The following is an 18834-nucleotide window of genomic DNA, read 5'->3' as shown; positions in this document are numbered from 1 at the left end:
CGGACGTGGTGATTCTTGGCTTAGCGGCGCTGGCCGGCGGCGATGGTCTGCGGATTGGCTTCACGCTCCGTTACCGGCGAGGCGCGGTAGCGTGTGGGGCCGTTACCAAACATGCCGTATTGGCTGCGAGTGAAGTCGTAAAGTGAGTATGAATCTTGCAATGGATTGTTGGGGATTCCATACGCCTGGATGTTGTACTGAGCCCCTGAGCGGAACATTTCTCCACTGTTGTCCCATGCGTCATAGAGTGCAGCACCGAAAGTGTCTTCATCTATGTAATAGCGTCGAGACTTCTGCGCATGACGTATGCCTTCCTTGCGCTCGGCAGACACGACCCATACCCGGTGCAGCTCCCAGCGCTCGCAGGCTGGATTTATATGCTTGTCCATCAGTTTGGTTTCCATGTCACAGCCCCATTTCAGCTCATAGTTGCTGTAGGGAATAAACATTTCCTTCTTGCCTTCGAGCGTCCAGTCGAAGCGATCCATTTTTCCGGAGAACAGGAAAATCTCGTCATAGAAGGACACGCTGCCAAACGCCGAGTTGGGTGTGTCGTATGAAAATTCGGGCGCTCGACGAATGCGTCGCTGGCCTGTGGAGTAACTCCAGGCGTAGCGATCGTCCGCGACGGGATCCAGGTGATCCCAGTAACCAGAAGCTGTACCCGCGGAGCGGGCTGGCGCAACGATGCGTGACCAGATGCGTGATGCAACCTTGGGATCGCGGCCTGTTACTTCGGTTTGGTAGAAAGGCTTTTCACCGGTAGAACGGTTGGTATTGGTCAGGGTGATGTGTCCCTGATTCACTACGTAGGCGCTGTGATTCCAGTCCCAGCCGTTGACCCCCTGGTAGTTGAGAAGATAGTTCCACATCACCTCTTGCCCGGTTTCGGGAATGGGGAAGGGCAGTCCGCCCCGACAGGCCTCGCTTACGGAGAGTCCATCATGTATCGATCCGCATTCTGGATTTCTGGCATTCTGCTCGGTTGCAGCGAGGAACTCTTCAGGAAAGGCCGCCGTACGATGCGTGGGATATATATCCATGTAGTAGGTGTCGGCATGCTCTTTTAGTAGCCGCATCTGTCCAGACGACAACTGATCGGCAAACTCATCTGCATTCTCTCCAGTAATGCGAAAAAGCGGCGCTTCTTCGGCGAAGGGGTTAGGCCAGAGTCCATCGCCCGGTTGCAGGGTCGCGGCTACTTGCAGCCCGCCAGTGTATTCGGGAATGGTACCGGCTTCATTTCCGGCTTTTTCTGATCCGAAGCGGGTGAGTGCTTGCCCAATATCATCTGCAGTCCAGGCTGGGTTGCCTATCGCAGGACTGGCAACGGCTAACAGCAGAGAGCTGATCGCAATCCGATTCATATTCATGAGAATCTCCGGTTTTATTGTTTTATGTCGCGGTAAATGGCAGCAAGTCGTCTCAGAAGGCCGTACTCAGGGTCAGCGATACCCAGTCCCGATCAGACAGACCGACACTGCCGTTGCCGCCCACCACTGTCTTGCCAACGCCCGGTATGTCGCGGGTGATCATTTTCGAACCGTACCCGATGTACGCCAGACTGATTTCATAGCGCTCGTCCAGGATGCCCTTTATACCGACCTTGAAGTTATAATCACCTTCACTCCCACCTCCTGTGGCGGCGTTGCCGGAGATTCCGTAGTTGAGGCTTATGGGGGCGGAAATATTCCAGCCTGGAAATACGCTCAGCCATTGCGGAGTGAAGTTGACAGCGACACCTGTGTAGTCACGTGTGGCGCAGCCCCAGTCCTTGTCCTGCCCGTCGCAACCGGCGTAACCCTCTCCCCGGAAAAGGTCTGCGTTGCTTTTCACTTTGTCCAGGCGGCTATAAGCTATCTCTGCGATGAGCGAGCCGGTGTCGAACAACGGCGTCGTGGGTAATAGCCAAAGACCATTGGCGACCATGTGCCAGGTATTGCCCCGAGCGCCTTGGCCATCGGCCAGATTGAAGCTGCTGGAGACAAGCGAGGCGTTCTCCCGGTAGGAAAGGTCAATGCCCACTGACGCGCCGCCCAGTAACGGGCCAGCGGACCAGCTCAAGCCATAAAGCTTCACGTCTTCTGGATATACATAGCGGGCAAAGCCGGGCCCGGCCTGCAGTCCCCATGGCGAATAGTCATCGAACTCGCGGTAGAAAACGCTGATGTCCGAGTGCATGAAGTCCAGAGCGTAGCGTGCCATCACTCCCCAATTCCCACGATTGCCGGGCTTCACTGGGTCGATGATGGGCAAGGCGAAGCCAGGAGCCACGGGAAGCTGCTGCGGGCCTTCTAGCGCAACGTCCGCCGATGCAAGGTAGGTTCCGCCTTCAGGGGCACGGGTGGGATCCCATTCAAGAAAGTATTGAGCGGCAATGGAAAACCGGTCGGTAACCTGTGCTTGACCGGAAATTTGCGCCAACGGCAGGAAGATCTCTCGCGTTTCCGTGCCTGGATTGGCGAGCGCTTTACGGCCGTCAAGCGGAGCCTGTGCATAGGATACGGCGTGGCCGGCAATCAACAGACCATTGCCCCAGTACAAAGCGTGGCGGCCAGCTCGCAAGCTGACGGGCACATCTCCGACATGAAAACGGGTAAACACGAATGCATCCAGCAGCTCGCCGCTCAGGCCCTGATGATATCGTGCGGTGTGAGATGAGTAGCGTCCGTCGCGGTAACTGGGAGTGCTTGGGCCAGCGGTTGCGCCGGGGTAATAGACATTGCCGGGGTTGGTCTTGACGTCGGTGTTGGAATAGGCAGCGTCATACCAGGCGGCACCGCTTATTCGCAGGCCGTGGTTTTGTTTGTAGGCGAGCTCGAGTTCGCTCATGACGTCCAGGCGATTGGTGACCACGTCACCCCGATCGAATTTGTAGTTTGATTCGTCGTAGGTTGCGTTGTTACCAAGCGCGGTGTCGCGGCTTTCTGCGCGTATACCGAGGTTGTAACGGATGGTGTTGTCCCAGCGACCGATCAGATCGGGATTGCCAGTTTCGAATTCTGCGGCCTGGGCCTGGCTTGCACAGAAAAGCAAAGCTGAAAGCCCTACGGCTGTGCTGATAGGTGTCAACTCTGGCTTGAACATGAAACATCTCCGTGAGTTTTATTTTTGTTGTTCGACGTCTTCAGTAGACGCCACTGCATGAGCGGGAACAACGCCAATGTCTATCGTTGAAAGACCCGGATATATCGCTGGATTACATGCTGTGCGGACGTGAGAGCCTCCGGGGAATAGAGCGGAAGCAGCCGCGCTGAGAGGTGGCAGGGCTTGGTACGGCGCTGCTCAGCGGGGCTGCGGGCAGAGCCGAATTGTCTCCTAGTGTGCCAGCAGCCATTCATGGATGGCGTGCCATGCGATTTGCCTGGATTGGGCCAGGTTATGCATATGAGCTGATTGCTCGATACGCTTCAGATCGATGCTGCTTGCGGTCGGATAGAAGGTGGTTTCACGTTGTGGATCGGCGCTGACGTCCACTTCACCAAAGAGCAGCAGAACCGGGCAGCGGATGACTGCGGCTTCCCTTGTTACCGTGCCGGGGGATAGGGCGGCCAGCGCCAGGGTGACGGGTGTCAAGCCCGCGTGTTTGTTATCAGCGGCTATTACCTCGGCTGGCACGTCGGGGAGATGGAACAATGTTTGCAGCGGCTGACGGTCTGTTGGGATATAGCCACCGTCGGAGAGACCTGCGCGCATGCTGGCGATATCGGCGTCGCTCAGATCCAGTGGCAGGTTGCTCCATCCAGCAACAATCAGCCGCTCAAAGCTTTGAAAACGGCCCTGTTGATAGACCGACAGCATTCCGCCCATGGAATGGCCCAGGCCAGACGCTCGCAGTGTGCTGTTCGGCGGCAGTTGAAGCCATTCGCCGTCTTGTAGAGAGGAAGCAGCTTGCCGTGTTACAAAGTCGCTGGCAGCGGCAATCATCTCCAGTGTCAGTTGATTCTCGGGCTCGGGTTTGCTGCTGCGGCCCATTCCGAGCGTGTCCAGGGCTAACACCAGATAGCCCCGTTCGGTCATGTATCTGGCAAAACTGTACGAGGGATCAATATGCTCTGGATGGTAATACTCACTGGAGCAACTGCCACCATGCAGGCATACCAGCAGATCGAGCGGTTGATCGGAGGGTGTTGGCTGGTCGGGGGCAAACAACGAGCCCGATACATTAACTGGTATGGAATAGGGCGTGAGATGGCTGACGTCCCACGTCAGTTTGATTTGCCGCATGGGTCGATTCCTATGATAGAAAGAAACCCTTCAGCTGCGCAGGCAACTGAAGGGTTCTGGGACGTGCAGTCAGCGTTGTGATTCGCGGGATACGATTGCTTCCGGATTCATGTCACGCTCTCTCCGGGGTTCCGTCATCACGCGGTAGCCGCCATCCATGCCATCGTTGACGATGCCGTACATGCCCTTGTTGAAATCGAACATGGTGTGCTTAACGATATAAGGAATGTCATGGTCGTAGAACTGCACACCACCAAGCATCATAGCGCGGTACAGCTGACCATTCTGATCCCATGCGTCGTAAAGACCGGCACCATAGGTATCTTCATCAAGATAGTAGATGCGCTTACTGTAAACGTGGCGCATGCCGGGCTTGAGCGTTGCTTCTACTTCCCACACACGGTGTTTCTCCCAGCGTTCGCATTCAGGATTTGCGTGTGCGGCTCGGAACTGATCATCGCAGCCGAAGTAGAACTTGTAGGCATTGTAAGGAATCAGCATCTCCTTTCTACCAACCAGTTTGTAATCAAATCGATCCTGCGAGCCGGAGAACATGAAGAGCTCGTCGAACAATTCGAGGCCACCCATGCTGCCTACCGGCGTGTCGTAGTTGAACTCCGGGGCCAGCTTCACGCGGCGCTGACCTGGTGTGTAGCTCCACGCTCGGCGCGGCTGCGCTGTAGGGTCAAGGAAGTCCATCATGCCGGTCAGTTCGCCAGCCTTGCGCGCTGGCGCTTTGGTCAGAGAATAAACACGGTAGAACATCTCGGGATCGCGGCCGGGCACGTCAAGCTGATAATAAGGGCGCTCCACGAAGGTCGATTGGTTCGCTGTGCGAGTAATGCTTCCGTTGCGATCCACCAACCAGGTATTGGAAGAAGAGGTGGTGGTGCCGTATTTACCGTCGTTGTATCGCACCAACAGATTCCACATCATCTCATTGCCGTTTTTTGCGATAGGGAATGGGAGCCCTCCGCGGCAATCGGCTTTCAGAGCGAGACCTTCTTTATGTGTTTCGCACGTGCCCGCATTACGGATAGTCGCGCTCATCACTTCCTGTGGATAGGCTGCCGTCCGGTGCGAAGGGTAAATGTCCATGTAGTATTCCGGATTGCGTTGCAGCACTTCCTTCTGTCCGGCACTCAGCAGGTCGGCATACTCAGCCATGTTGGCCGAGGTGATGCGATACAGGGGCTTTTCATCTTTGAACGGATCCGCCCAGGTGCCGCTGTCAGGTTGGAAGCCTTCCGGAGCTGTGCGCAGTCCGCCTTCATAAGCGGGAATGCTTCCGTCGGCGTTAGCTGCCTGGATTGCGCCGATAAATGTGAGGTTCTGTCCTAGCTGTTGTGCCTCGTCCGGACTAACGGCGGCAAGGGCGGCAGCAGATATCCCGCTCAGTAATAGACCAATTGCGATCCTCAGTTTCATGACAGTGCTCCATTATTGAAGTTGTTAGAGGGAGTCTTGCTGTTCCAACCGCCAGCTGCAGGTGCCAGGGCTCCGAGGTCGCTGTGGATGGGAAGTGTCTGATTTAGGGCCGTGAAGGAATAATGCGGTCTGCCTTGATTCACCAACGCAAAAAACGCTGATAAATGCACTGAGCAGGATAGTGGGTCTGACTGATCCAGATCTGTTCTCATTTTGTCGTCCTTTATTTTTATTTTTTCAGCGGCGGATTGCTTTTTCACAGCCCCGGAACGACGTCAGATCTGTCGTCCAAGCTTAAATAGCAGTGCCCAGGAGAACCCTAGCAGAGATTGCTTTTTAATTCCATATGCAGATTAAAGTTCTGCACCAAGAATTTTAAGTGCTATGGTATCAGCTCCCTCAGTGACAGCCGCGAACTGCTCCAATCGTTTTACCTGGGGTAAAACGGTAGCGCAGCACGGAGTAGGCCTTTGTTATAGGGTGCTCTTCAGCTTGAATAGGATACTGCCATGAATAACAAGACTGATTTTGACGTGATCATAGTGGGCGGCGGCACTAACGGGCTGTCGGCGGGCTGTTACCTCGGCCTGGAAGGAAAAAAGGTCCTGTTGCTGGAGGCGCTCGACAAAGTGGGCGGAATGGCATCGTCGGGGTTCCTGATCCCTGAGGCACCCGAACATCTGGTGCATCCTTGCGCTTTGGATATGATGTCGATGCGTGTCCACGCCCACGTACCCCAGGAGTTGGACTTGGAGCGCCACGGATTCGAGATGATCGAGCTGGCACCGGGATATGTATATCTCCACCCGGACGGAAGCTCACTGGTCTTTTGGCGAGATCGCCTGAAGACGGCCGCTGAGATCCGCCGCTATAGCACAGAAGATGCCGACGCATTTCTGGAGTTCATGTCTGTTGTTGACATGTTTCTGGAAATTGCGCTTCCGATGATGCGCGTGGATCCGGCCAAGCTGAACTTGACGACAAAATTGAAAGTTGTGGGTAGCGCCCTCAAGAATCGCAAACTCAAGCCGGAGTTGATGGCGCTGATGACAGGCTCCGCTCATCAGGCTGCCCGTGAACGCTTTGAGCATCCGGTAACCATTTCTGCGATGTGTGCCTTGACTGGCCTGGCCGGCGATATCACAGCTGATGGTGGCGGCATCTACTATGCCTTGCTCGGCTTTCTTCACCGCTTCGGTGTCGGCCGCGTGCGAGGCGGTATGCAGCAGTTGAGCAATGCAATGTCCTCCAGGCTCGTGGAGTTGGGTGGGGAGGTCATTACCTCTGCGACCGTGACAGAGATCGTTTCCAGTCAAAATACGGTGAAGGGTGTCAAGTTGGCCGATGGACGCGAGTTCACGGCCCGCTCGGTTATTGCTGGCTGCCATCCCAGGGTCGCGCTGGAGATGGTGACGGCTGGCGAAATGCCCGGGCACCTGTTGACCCGGATCGCCATGGCACCGGCAAATGCCAAAGGCTCGGGCCCGCTCAAGATTGATCTCGCTCTGGATGGGCGGATTTCCGTGCCGCGCTTCGAAGCGGCACGAGGTGATGGCTTGGATCTACGCAATACTTGCCTGCTGATCGGTACCGAAGAAGCGGTGCTGGAAAATTTCGCCGCGAGCTCCCGAGGAGAAGTACCGCAGCTGCCATATGTAACCATGGCGGCGCCAAGTGCGGCAGACCCTTCACAGGCGCCTGAAGGCCAGGACGTTGTTTACATCTATCCACCGGTCATGCCGGTTAATCCGACCGGTGGCTGGGACGCCATCAGAGAGGATGTGGCGGATCAGGTCATCGATCAACTTTCCGATTATGTGGAAGGCATAAAAGGTCATGTCATCGGGCGGCGGATTGAAGCTGCCCCCGACTTTACCGCCCGGCTGAACACGGTAAACGGCTGCGTAGTGCATATCGATACCACCACGATGCGTTCAAGCACTATGCGTCCGGCTCACGGGTTGGGCGGCGACACTCTGCCGGTGGCGGGCTTATACCTCGGCAGCGCTGGTAGTCACCCTGGGGGCGGTGTGAATGGTATGGCCGGCCGGCTGGCAGCTAAACGGGTGACCAGTTATTTAGCCAAGAAACCTTAGCAATAAACAACAAGAATTAAATTCTTAATCAGGAGAATATGCTATGTCACTTACATTTCAGGAACTTGATATTGAAGCCGCCTACCATGCGGTCTCGGACACCTACCTCGGTACAGACGTCGATATTCATGCACTTTGCCGGGAAAAGCTCCTTAACGAACCGGTCATGCAGGGCGACTTTGTCGATACCTACTTGAAAGTACCGACCAACGCGAGTGCTAAGGCACCGAAGTGCGCGGTGACGCTATTCAAATACAAGGACGTGATTGCGGTACTGCGCGACGCGGAGACTTTTACGAGCGGCTTTATTGCCGAAGGAATGGGCGCCTTTTTTGACGGATTGATTGTTCTTGCAATGGATGGTGAACAGCACCGTCGTACCCGGGCACTGCTCCAGCCGGTATTCATGCCGCAAACGGTGGATAAATGGCGGCCCGAGATTGAACGGGTCATCCGCGAAGAGTTTCTGCTTCCGATGGCGCCAGACAAGAAAGCCAATCTGATGGATTTTGGTCTCTATTTCCCCATTCGTGTCATGTATGAACTCATGGGCTTTCCGGCCGACGATCCAGAGAAATTCAAGAAGTATGCCAGCTGGGCTTTGGCTCTTGTGGCAGCCAACCAGATCGACCCGGAAAAGGCCAGGATTTTTGGTGCTCTGGCGGGCCAGGCAGTGAAGAGCCTTTACGATGCAATCAAGGAAGTGGTTGTTGCCAAGCGTGCCGAGGGCTCTCAAGGCACTGATCTGATCAGCAGGCTCATCAATGCGGAATATGAGGGGCGGGCGCTGGATGATCATGAGGTCACAACTTTCGTCCGTTCACTCCTGCCCGCTGCAGGAGAAACCACGACGCGGACATTCAGTTCGGTGATGACGTTACTGCTGGAGCGGCCTGAGTTGCAGGAGCGAGTCCGCAATGACCGTAAGCTGATTGGTAAGTTGATCGACGAGACTGTGCGTTACGAGCCAGTTTCGACCTTCAAGGTCCGCCAGGCCTCCAAGGATGTCGAGATTGGGGGTGTTATGGTGCCGAAAGGCTCGATGGTTCAATGCATGGTGATTTCCGCCAACCGGGATGAGGAGGCGTTCGACGATCCGGATGTTTTCGATATTGATCGTAAATCCCGTCCCTCGCTGGGATTCGGGTTCGGTCCGCATATGTGCATTGGCCAGTTCGTTGCCAAGGTGGAGCTCACCTGTGCGATCAACGGCATTCTTGATCTGTTCCCCAACCTCCGTTTGGATCCCGATATGCCCGCACCGAAGATTGCCGGGGCGCAATTGCGGGGCGCGAAATCCGTTCACGTGATCTGGGACTGAAGCGCGGTACATGATTAACGAATCAGCAAGGTGAAAAGATGAGCAATATCGATAGCAAGGGAATCGAGTCGTTTCTGCATGGCCAGCTGGAGTGTTGGAACGCCGGCGACCGGGATGGCTTTTTTGCGCACTACAGAAGCGTTGCCCCCAATGGGCTGGAGATTGAATATCTGGGCCGGCCTGTGGTTGAAGGTTTTTCGGTACTGGAAAACATGTGGGAGCAGCAGAACAGCAAGTTCATCGTGGAGGTGGAGCTCTCTATCATCGCCGCCAACGAAGCAGCCTGTCACCACAGGAACGTTATGCGTGACGGCAGTGGCGTGATCGAAACCATTGAGCTGTACAAGTTCGATCAGGGCAAGACGCTGGTACGCTACTTCATCAAGCAATGATGGGTGGTCCAGTCTGAACTCTAGGAAACCGCAGCTAACACTGCGGTTTCCTGGTATCTGGCATATGTTGGCGTACCAGGCTGCGCACAAATGCGCGCTCAGCTCTACTTTATGGTTATCTGCCGTTTGCGTACTCCCCCCAAAAACTCGGGCGAGCAATTTCATCCAGGATATTCCCTATGATCAAACAACTCGTGGAAGACTGGCGCATACAAGAGCGTCGGCAGATCGTCTCACAGCGAGGTCTGAACGTCTGGCCGAAGGATCAGCCGGACGATCTGGAGCAGATCGAACGTATAGGTACATGGCTCGATAGTTTGGGCGAGCCTGAAGTATTGGAGCACCCGTTGCGCCCGTTGAAGATGCAGGTGGCAAAGGGGGGCAGCGCACGCATGGCTTACTATTTTGCGATGGGCGATTATGAGGAGGCCGATCTTGAACTGATCGAGAAATTGGTCATGCCTGGGGACAGGGTGCTGGAGTGCGGCGGCGGGGCGGGCATAACTGGTTCGCTGGCGGCCATTCATTCGGGTAATCCGGTCACCATAGTCGAGCCCAACGAGGTGATGCACGACATCATCCGACAGAACGTTCGGCTGAATGGACACGAATGTCAGCTGATTGCAGCGGCCGTGGTAGCCGACGACTTCTCAGGCGAGATGCTGACGCTTCGCGTGCAAGATGAATACTGGTGGAGTTCGGTGCTGGATCATGGGTCTGGAGAGCCAGTCGAGACTGAGGTTGCGAGAATTTCCGACCTGTTAGAGAGCATTCGCCCCAGCGTTCTCGTGCTAGATATCGAGGGTGCAGAGGTGGGGCTGTTGCCGCACAAGCTGCCCGATGACCTGCGCTTGATCATGGTCGAGCTCCATACCCCTGAAATTGGCGATGTAGCTACCGTCAGCGTGGTCAACACGATAATGGGTCAGGGTTTCCGGCTTTGCCACGTTAGATCCCAGACTTGGGTGTTCGAGCGGAGTGTCTGAGTCCGCTCGATAGTGAGATACGCCGTCGGCGCCACCGGGTCATGTCCGTCAGGAATAGATGCCGGTGCGCCATTTGCCGAGTTATAGATCCGCACCTCTCACGTTGCGTGCGGAGCCGTTGCGACGATCCGACTCGCCCCAGGCCAACCAGCGATCAGGCTCGCGGGTGTCGCCCACCCGGCGCCACCGTCCTTCCTGCTGGGCTGTGATCGGGAAGCCGCCGACGAAGTCGATCATTTCACCCTTGGGATCCGGTAGGAACTCCCATTTTTCCTCGCCCTCGAGAATGATATGGGCGGATTCCAGGAAGTAGCTGCCGTCCTTGTGAACCGTCGTTCCTTCAATGTCCGTGGTGGTGCGTATCTCACCTTTTTCGTTCATCAGAATGGCATAACCCAGGTTATCGTGTCCGACCATGAAGGATCCGGCATCCCACGTACCGTCCTTGTACATAGTTACGAATGTCCACCAGATAACGTGCATGTTATTGTTTACAACGAGGTCTTTCTTGAAATGAATGGCGCCGCCTTCGGCCATGTACATCTGATCCAGGGCCATCGCGCCTTTAACCGGCCGCCCTTCGCATGTACCTTTGAGATCCCATAATTGGGAAACGTAGAAAGTGCCCCATTCTACGCCCGGGATATACCATTGCATGCCAGAGCCGATCAGCTTGCCTTCGAGTTCGAACAATCCCTCTTCCTTCCAGGTTAACCGCTCGCTGGATGCGGTGAGTTCCCAGGCATTGCCTGGTTCGTCCGGCTGGCTGGACCAGCGTACGGTATCGCCTTCGAGTGTCTGGACAGGTCGTGGAGTCAATGCCTGGGCGGCCATCCGCTCCTGATCCATACGTATGTGCTTGCCATCTATATGGTTGGACTGATAAATGAACTTTGTCGGATTGGGTGTGCCACTGGGCGCCAGGATGGAGCGCACAAAGGAATAGATGTTGCCTTCTTCGTCGCGCACTGAGCCAAAAGGAGCGCTCTTGCTCAACTGCAGTCCGAAGAATCCTCTTTCGCCAGCCATTGCCGGTCCGGTTACCTTGTGTGGACCTACCAGTTGCTGAAAAGCAAAGTCGCCGCGTTCAGGAACCTCTATAAAATGTCGCATAGTCTCTCTCATGGTTGGTGATGGTCAGGTTTGTTTGTTGCTGGTTATTGGTCGCAGCAGGGTACGGAAGAATTGGTCGCAGAAACGAATGCATTCCAGCGTTGAGCTGTCCAGCGTGCGGTACATGACGACGCGGCGATTCGCGCTACCCGTGTAAAGCCGTTTTGTATGGCTCATTAGAATTTAACCTTTTGTTTTTGTTATTAAACCCACACTGACAAGTGCTCTGTTCGCTTGTTTATTGCATGCCCTGAAGCTAGCAGAACAATGAGTGATAATCTACGTTGCAGAATTTGGTTCTGCATAAAGAATTAGAGTAAGTTGGAGGAGAGGGCATGCAGACAGGGTATGGTTACTGCTGCAGGTCAGGTGTGGCGCGGGCTGTGGCGCGGCATGCGCATTGTGGCGAGGGGAAGGCGCTGCAACAAGACGATTGAATGAATCGTTTTACTCCAGGTAAAATCTGCCCCTCCTGCGAGGGGCAATGAAGCGGCGTAACCAGACCGCCGAAGTCAAGCTTGACCAGACATCTGTATTCGATCGTGGTGTCAACTCAGCATCAACATGCCGCCGTCAACCACCAGGGTCTGGCCGGTTATGAAACGTGACCCTTCGCCTGCGAGAAAGACCAGCATCGGTGCCAGGTCACAGGAGGCGTCACCAAGTTGGCCGCCAATGGGAATCAGGCTAGCCATAATTGCATCGTGCTGTTTGAGCTGGATCTCGCTCATGCTGGCGCGGGTGGCGTCGTACATCGGCGTCCACATCGCCGGAGCGATGGCGTTAACGGTAATGCCGTGCGGGCCCCACTCGCGTGCGACGGTGCGCGTCCATGCTAGGACTGCGCCCTTGCTGGCGGCATAGTGCGCCTTGCCAGGCTGACCGCCCACGCCGGCTGCCGAGGCGAAGTTGATGATCCGCCCGCCATCTTGTCGCATACGCTTGAATGCCGCGCGGTTGGTCAGAAAGGTGCCGCGGGTGTTTACCGCGAATACCTGTTCCCACTCGTCCAAGGTGATTTCTTCAGCAGTGGCGTTGGGCGCTATTCCGGCAGCATTGACCAGCACGTCCAGACTTGGCAAACGGCATGCGCACGAATACTGGCCCTTCACGGTGGCCTGGCTGTTCATCGAGCAGGCCAAGCCGCGCCAGCACCAGCGTTTCACGTGCCTTTGCTTCAGCCAACGGATGTTTGTTTGGCCAGCCGGTAATGGCTGCAACGATTAGACCCGGGAAGCGCTGCGCCAACTGGGCATCGTCAAGCCCCAGCGTGCCTGCTACTTTCGGGCTGAACTCGTGGATGAATACGTCGGCGGATGTCAGCAGCTGTTCGAGTCGCTGCTGTCCCTTTGGCTCGTTGATATCCAAGATGACGCTGCGTTTACCCCGATTAAGCACAGCAAACAGCGCCTGCTCCTGTCGAGCCGGATTGCCAGGCGGCTCGACCAGGATCACCTCCGCGCCCGCCTCGCAAAGCTGCAAACCCGCCGCAGCGCTTGCGATGCCTGAACCCAGGCTGACGACACGCAGCCCATGCAACGTTGATTCATTCATAAGCACCTCAAGATGTCTTGTTGTTGTCCAGTGAAGAACGCTTGAATGGACTGTTGTGATACCCGACTGATTTGTTCACTTCGCCGGGCCACTGCAAGTGCCAGTCAGTTTTGCCTCCTATTTCAGGGCCGACGGCTCGATGTCTGAGCCGTGCAGAATGAGAATGTTGTGGCGATGGCCGAAATGATGGATGAGCAGGCTGGTGCCCATCATTATCACCATGACTCCCGTCAAGGGTATTGCGCTGGGCATGACCCAGACGCTCACCGCAACGGCACCCAAGGTACCAAAGAGAAACTGTACGGCACCTATAACTGCAGACGCCGATCCTGCGCGATGACCCTGACTGGCCATGGCCAGTGCTACTGCATTAGGCGACAACATACCCATGGAGAACATGTATACGAAGAAGCAGGCCATCAGCAGCGGTAAGGAAGCGTATCCTGCCAAGGTGGCTGTGAGAGCGACCAGCGCTGCCAGGAATGGCGGCCAGAGAATGGCATTCAATAATGCAGCCGGGCCGAAGCGTGCTACCACCCGGGCATTGAACTGGGAGCCCGCAATCATGCCGAACGCATTCAGCCCGAAGAGCCAGCCGAAATGCACGGCGGGCACCTCGTAGAGTTCAATGATCACGTACGGAGCACCCGCGACGTAGGCGAACATCGCGCCGAAGGGCAGGGCAATGATAAGCACATACATGATGAACTGCCGGTCGCGGAATAGATCGGCGTAGCGTTTGAATGTGCCCGCCACACCAAGGCGCTCTGCGGTGTGTCTGGACAGCGTTTCGCGCATACTGAAGTGCACTGCCAGCAGCAGAATCGTGCCGGCAATCCCCAGAATGGCAAATATCTCCCGCCAGCCCATAACCTTCAACAACAGGCTGCCAGCGACGGGGGCGAGAATAGGGGCCAGTCCCAGTGCCAGCATCAGCATCGAGAAGGCCCAGGCAGCCTGTGCTGTAGTAGTGCGGTCGCGGATGACTGCGCGACTGACAACCACGCCCGCGCTGCCGCCCAGGGCCTGGAAAAACCGGGCTACGGTCAAAGTCGCCAGGTCTGTGGCAAGCATGCACCCGAAGGAGGCAAGCAAGAAGAGCGCGAGACCAAAATAGAGCGGTGGCTTGCGTCCGTAGCGATCACTCAAGGGGCCGTAAACAAGTTGTCCTACGGACATCCCGAATAGAAAGACGGCAAGGGTTATCTGCACGTCAGCAGACTGAACACCCAGGCTCTGAGCAATTGCTGGAAAAGCCGGTAGATACAAGTCAACGGACAGAGGGGAGAGGGCCGTAAGCATCGCCAGCAAAAACAGCCAGCGAGGAAAAAATGGCGTGGATCCAGAACTATTCATGGATTCTACTGAGGGGGAAGTTTGTGAGTAGCATTGTTACCTAGTCACTCTGTTGGGGACATGCAGATTAGCAGGGTGATCGGTTTTAATCCAGAATGTGATTTCGCATAAAGAATATTTTGTTAGGTGGGTTCTACAAATTGAAGCCGGTTATGAGGCCCGGCTAGCCCCCGCACTATGGTTGGTGTCGCAGTGCAGGGGGAAAGATTGGGGCCTGTCGCCGCTATCGGCCAATAAAATAACGGGCACTCAGATGACCATTCTCAAATTTGTATAGCTCTATGGTATGAGTGGCCGGTTCTCCGGTAGTACGATTATTCCGATGGTGACAGGCTGCCTCGTTGCCTGAAACAATAGCGGCCAGGATATCGATACGAATTTTTTCACGTTCCTGGTCCCACATGGCATTCAGCGTTACCCATGGATCAGCTTTTGGGTACCCCACATATTCGATATCAAGCCCGTTTTCAGCTATGTCGCGATAGCAGCCGAGAAAGCCCTCTTTGTCGCCTTTGTTCCAGTGCTCCACCTGTACGTGGAGAAAGTGCTCAAGCTTTTTGCTGTCGTTCATGATGATGTCCTTTGTGACTGGTTTTCGTGTGGTTGCGCGGAGAAATCGGCAGGCACGACAAGGCCTTTGCCTGACCGGTATATGTCAATGGCGTTGTACATGGTGGTAGCCACCCTGGAAGTACAGAAGCGGGGAGCGCTGGGAGTCGAGCCAAGAATGATGGACACGGCCGAGGAAGATTAGGTGATCACCTGCATCGACAACATGGTGTTTTGCACACTCGAAACTGGCTGCTGTGTTTTGGATAATGGGCACTTTGAGCTCCCACATTTCCCATGGTGTATCAGCGAAGCGGTCTTCGTTCCTGCTGGCAAATCGCTGTGAAATGTCCTGCTGATCCGCATTCAGTACGTTGATTCCAAAGGCTTGGCTCTTCTCGAAGATCTTTAGGCTGGCAGAACGCTTGTCAATGCAGAACAATACCAGCGGTGGATCTAGGGAGACCGAGGTGAACGAGTTGGCAGTAAGACCGACAGGCTTGCCATGCTCATCGGTGGTGGTAATGACCGTGACACCGGTGGCGAACGCTCCAAGCGTGCGGCGTAATAGACGAGTATCAGCTCTGGCAGGTAAGGTAGGAGCGCATCTACTCTCAATAAACCGCAGGATCGCGAGATCAAACCCATCCAGTTCCGCCGAAGTGCTCAGCCATTGCCTTGTCCCAGGCTGTGTGAGCAGTGTTGCTCCGGGTATGGTCTTGGCCAGTTGCTCAAGCCAGCATTTTCTTTCATCGCCTTGAACCAGCAGCATTGGAATGTCCAGAGTAGCCGTGACCTGCTCCAGTTCGATATCTGACCAGGTACTGACGGCTGCTGTCGACTCGATACCAGGGTCGCTGTGCCAGTGCCATACACCAGGTGTTCGTAAACGCAGATATTTATGCAGCATGGATGTGTTGCTGGCACCGCCTATATGGTTGCTCAGCTCGTCAATAAGGTTTTTGAGATCACGGCCTCCCCGATAGAGCGTTTGCTTGTCGAGGCGTATGTCACTTCGGCTGTGAACATCGATCATGATCATGGCGCTGATGATATCCATGCCAGATCGCTGATTTTCTCTGCCGGCGGCCAGCAAAGCAGCCTTGCCACCCAGTCCGGAGCCTATAATGACTGGCTTGTCTGGCAACGTCTGCAATACGGCATGAACGTCATCCGCCAGTGCGGACAAAGAGTAGTCTTCATTCCAGCCACTATCGCCATGACCGCGCAGGTCGAGTGATACAACGTAGAATCCGGTATGCATCAGGCGGCGGGCCAACGCTGCCCATTCATGGCGGGTTTGCTGATGGTTGTGCAGCAACAGTACCGCTTGGTTGTCGGAATTGCCGCCGGCTTCCGCGACCAGGGAAATCCCTGCATGGCCGATGATCTTTATCAGCTCCATTTCTTATTCCTCCGGTTGTGGCAAGACTCATCCCCCCCTCACTTGACCTGAAGCGAGGGGGGAGTCAGGTTAGCGCACGGTTTCCCGTGCAGTGATGGCCTCAGGGTTCAGGTGGCGCTCAGGGAGTGGTTCCGGCATGACCTTGAAGCCGCCTGTGTAGGCATCACCCAGTACGGTAAGCATGCCTCTATTGAAATCGTAGGTATGACTACGGACTGCCCATGGAATTTTCTGATCATAGAGTTGGATCATGGTATTGAAGAGGGCACGGTGCAGGTCGCTGTTCTGGTCAAAAGCGTCGAACATGCCCGCTCCGCTGAGATCCTCGTCGAGGTAATAGGTCCTCTTTGAATAGGCATGCCGCATGCCGGGCTTGAGGGTAGCTTCTACGACTCTGACACGATGCAGTTCGAAGCGCTCACAAGCGGGATTGATGTGCGAACCAACGAACTGCCCTTCGGTGTCGCACTGACCGGCGGGGGTATACAGGTCATAGTTGTTATAGGGGATATACATTTCCTTGACGCCCTTGTACTGGAAGTCAAAGCGATCCATCTTGCCGGAGAACAGAAACAGTTCATCGAACAGGAGCCCACCACCCAGGCTGGCCACTGGTGTGTCATAGGCAAATTCCGGAGCAAGCTTTACCCTGCGTTGGCCGGTGGTATAGCTCCAGGCCCGTCGCGGTTTGCTGACAGTGTCCAGGTAGTCGAACACACCGGTGATCTCCCCGGCCTTGCGGGCAGGGCTCTGGGTAATCGAGTAGGTCCGCCAGAACATCTGAGGATCGCGGTCACCCAGTCCTGTCTGGTAATAAGGGCGCTCACTGAAGGTCGACTGGTCGGCCGTCATGGTTCTGGCGCCGTTGCGCGCTATTCGCCATGAACGGTTGTGCTGAGCCTGGATCGCCGTATCCCCTATATAGCCAAGCAACTGGTTCCACATGACCTCGTTGCCGTTGGCCGGCGCGGGAAAGGGCAGACCGCCTCGGCATGCTGTTTCGACTGCCAGATTATCTTTGGTGGTATTGCACTGCTCCGCGTTGCGGGCGGTGGCTTCAAGTACATGCGTAGGGTAGGCCGCGGTCCGATGGGTCGGGTAGATGTTGAGATGATAGGTAGGGAACTGTTTCAGCAGATGACGCTGGCCATCACTCAACCTGTCTGCATACTGATCAGCATTTTGCGCATCGATGCGTAGCAGTGGTTCTTCATCCTTGAATGGGTTGGTCCAGAATCCGCTATCGGGTTTGAAGTCGGCTGGTGCCTGAGTCAGGCCACCACTATAGGGTGGTATTGTTCCGTCGTGATTGCCCGCCTGATTACTGCCAAAGAGGGTTAACCCACTGTCATGGTTTGGGATTTGAGCGGCATCGACGGTGGCTTGAGCCGCGCCCGCGAGACCAAGGAGGGTTCCACATGCAATAGAGTACAAGGCTTTCATTTTCATCTCCTGGCTGACCCGTCTTACAGGCAAGAGAGGTCGGCTTTCTTGTTTTTATTTTGGGAACACGACTCCTAGATCACGACATCAGTCGCGAACGTCTTGAGTTCGGAGAGGTGGTTGTTACCGGCAATGAGAGAGTTCCAGCTATAGTCGAGCCATTGCCTGTAATTTTGTGTGTTTAGAACTTCAGGTTTTTATTTAATGGCATCTCCTTCTTTCCTCCCGCTTGAAATGGCTGCCCCGTCAGTGCCACCAGGGCAAGTTGTCAGAATGGCTGTTGAGTTGTTCCCATGCGATATTGATTGCCTGCGTGGCCTGTTCGTTGCTCATGCCAAATCCACGCATGATAAGCAATACCAATTCATGCAGGTATTCCTTATCGAACAGTTGGTTATGCATCATTCTTCGTGAGCCTTCGACCGTGGCCCCGATGATGTAATCGGTAGCGGCATCAAGTGACGCGAAGTGTACGGCACCGCTCTGTTTAGCTTCATTCAGGCAGGCTGTGACAATGCTGCCGAGGCGCTTGCTGAGAGACAGGTAGCCGACAAAATCGACCTTTGAGGTGAATGCCACCTTCTGTGGTTGCATGCCGGCATGGGTAAGCGACAGAAGCGGTCCGGCAACTACCTTGGCGGCAGGGTCGGAAAGCTGCGCAAAAATCCGCTCATAGGTTTCGATCATCTCATCTGCCATTTGCTGGCCGAGCTCTGCCAGCACCTCATCCAGAGAGTCGAAGTATTTGTAGAAGGTTCCTCTAGAAACCCCGGCCTTGAGAATGACATCATCAATAACTGGCGGTTTAGTGCGTTCGCTCACCAGAAATACATCCAGTGCTGCGAAGAGCAGGCGCTGTCGCATGCGTTCACGCTTCTCGCGAGCGACTCTCACCCGAAAATCGAGCTCTTCGTCCATCTTGGTCGGGCGTGCAGTTTCGTTGTTCATCTCAATTCCTATCCGT

16 protein-coding genes are annotated in these 18834 nt (G+C 55.3%); 4 read left to right on the top strand and 12 right to left on the bottom strand.

Features of this window, described 5'->3' with window-relative positions; genetic code table 11:
* Positions 1-20: 20 nt before the first annotated feature.
* The 4 genes from H6X51_RS11545 to H6X51_RS11530 all read right to left on the bottom strand — a co-directional run bounded on the left by H6X51_RS11545 (position 21) and on the right by H6X51_RS11530 (position 5655).
* The gene (locus H6X51_RS11545; RefSeq protein ID WP_185267648.1) at positions 21-1373 is read right to left on the bottom strand and encodes a DUF1329 domain-containing protein; all 1353 of its coding nucleotides are present in this window, start codon (positions 1371-1373) and stop codon (positions 21-23) included.
* Between the two features lie 52 nt (positions 1374-1425).
* Positions 1426-3087 carry a DUF1302 domain-containing protein gene (locus tag H6X51_RS11540; RefSeq protein ID WP_074779670.1) on the bottom strand — a complete coding sequence of 554 codons (1662 nt, stop codon included), beginning with the start codon at positions 3085-3087 and terminating at the stop codon, positions 1426-1428.
* Positions 3088-3318: 231 nt separating this feature from the next.
* Positions 3319-4227: an alpha/beta hydrolase gene (locus H6X51_RS11535; RefSeq protein WP_074779668.1), complete on the bottom strand. Its 909-nt coding sequence runs from the start codon at positions 4225-4227 to the stop codon at positions 3319-3321.
* Between the two features lie 69 nt (positions 4228-4296).
* The gene (locus tag H6X51_RS11530) at positions 4297-5655 is read right to left on the bottom strand and encodes a DUF1329 domain-containing protein (RefSeq protein WP_074779666.1); all 1359 of its coding nucleotides are present in this window, start codon (positions 5653-5655) and stop codon (positions 4297-4299) included.
* Between the two features lie 509 nt (positions 5656-6164).
* Between H6X51_RS11530 and H6X51_RS11525 the strand changes: the two genes are divergently transcribed.
* The 4 genes from H6X51_RS11525 to H6X51_RS11510 all read left to right on the top strand — a co-directional run bounded on the left by H6X51_RS11525 (position 6165) and on the right by H6X51_RS11510 (position 10450).
* Positions 6165-7751, top strand: coding sequence for a phytoene desaturase family protein (locus H6X51_RS11525; protein ID WP_074779664.1), 1587 nt, complete (start codon positions 6165-6167; stop codon positions 7749-7751).
* A gap of 43 nt (positions 7752-7794) precedes the next feature.
* On the top strand, positions 7795-9072 hold the full coding sequence (locus tag H6X51_RS11520; protein ID WP_185267647.1) for a cytochrome P450: 1278 nt from the start codon (positions 7795-7797) through the stop codon (positions 9070-9072).
* A 38-nt stretch (positions 9073-9110) separates the two neighbouring features.
* On the top strand, positions 9111-9464 hold the full coding sequence (locus H6X51_RS11515) for a hypothetical protein (protein WP_074779660.1): 354 nt from the start codon (positions 9111-9113) through the stop codon (positions 9462-9464).
* Positions 9465-9643: 179 nt separating this feature from the next.
* Positions 9644-10450 carry an FkbM family methyltransferase gene (locus H6X51_RS11510; RefSeq protein ID WP_074779658.1) on the top strand — a complete coding sequence of 269 codons (807 nt, stop codon included), beginning with the start codon at positions 9644-9646 and terminating at the stop codon, positions 10448-10450.
* 81 nt (positions 10451-10531) lie between these two features.
* On the opposite strand, the gene H6X51_RS11505 is transcribed toward H6X51_RS11510, so the two are convergent.
* The 8 genes from H6X51_RS11505 to H6X51_RS11470 form a co-directional block, all read right to left on the bottom strand.
* Positions 10532-11563, bottom strand: coding sequence for a hypothetical protein (locus tag H6X51_RS11505; RefSeq protein ID WP_074779656.1), 1032 nt, complete (start codon positions 11561-11563; stop codon positions 10532-10534).
* A gap of 548 nt (positions 11564-12111) precedes the next feature.
* Entirely contained in the window at positions 12112-12645 is a 534-nt protein-coding gene (locus tag H6X51_RS11500; RefSeq protein WP_235818265.1) for an SDR family NAD(P)-dependent oxidoreductase, read from the bottom strand.
* Positions 12587-13117 (bottom strand): CoA transferase, encoded by a 531-nt coding sequence (locus tag H6X51_RS11495; protein ID WP_074779652.1) that lies wholly within the window; start codon positions 13115-13117, stop codon positions 12587-12589. Before H6X51_RS11495 ends, H6X51_RS11500 begins: the two co-directional genes overlap by 59 nt.
* 117 nt (positions 13118-13234) lie before the next feature.
* Complete coding sequence (locus H6X51_RS11490; RefSeq protein ID WP_074779650.1) at positions 13235-14473, bottom strand: multidrug effflux MFS transporter; 1239 nt, start codon at positions 14471-14473, stop codon at positions 13235-13237.
* 223 nt (positions 14474-14696) lie between these two features.
* Complete coding sequence (locus H6X51_RS11485) at positions 14697-15044, bottom strand: nuclear transport factor 2-like protein (protein ID WP_074779648.1); 348 nt, start codon at positions 15042-15044, stop codon at positions 14697-14699.
* Between the two features lie 84 nt (positions 15045-15128).
* Entirely contained in the window at positions 15129-16427 is a 1299-nt protein-coding gene (locus H6X51_RS11480) for an alpha/beta fold hydrolase (protein WP_185267646.1), read from the bottom strand.
* Positions 16428-16496: 69 nt separating this feature from the next.
* On the bottom strand, positions 16497-17876 hold the full coding sequence (locus H6X51_RS11475; RefSeq protein ID WP_074779643.1) for a DUF1329 domain-containing protein: 1380 nt from the start codon (positions 17874-17876) through the stop codon (positions 16497-16499).
* 240 nt (positions 17877-18116) lie between these two features.
* Positions 18117-18818 carry a TetR/AcrR family transcriptional regulator gene (locus tag H6X51_RS11470; protein WP_074779641.1) on the bottom strand — a complete coding sequence of 234 codons (702 nt, stop codon included), beginning with the start codon at positions 18816-18818 and terminating at the stop codon, positions 18117-18119.
* Positions 18819-18834 lie beyond the last annotated feature (16 nt).

The sequence above is a fragment of the Halopseudomonas xiamenensis genome, from assembly GCF_014219065.1.
Lineage (GTDB): Bacteria > Pseudomonadota > Gammaproteobacteria > Pseudomonadales > Pseudomonadaceae > Halopseudomonas > Halopseudomonas xiamenensis.
This window is presented reverse-complemented; position numbering and strand designations above follow the sequence as displayed.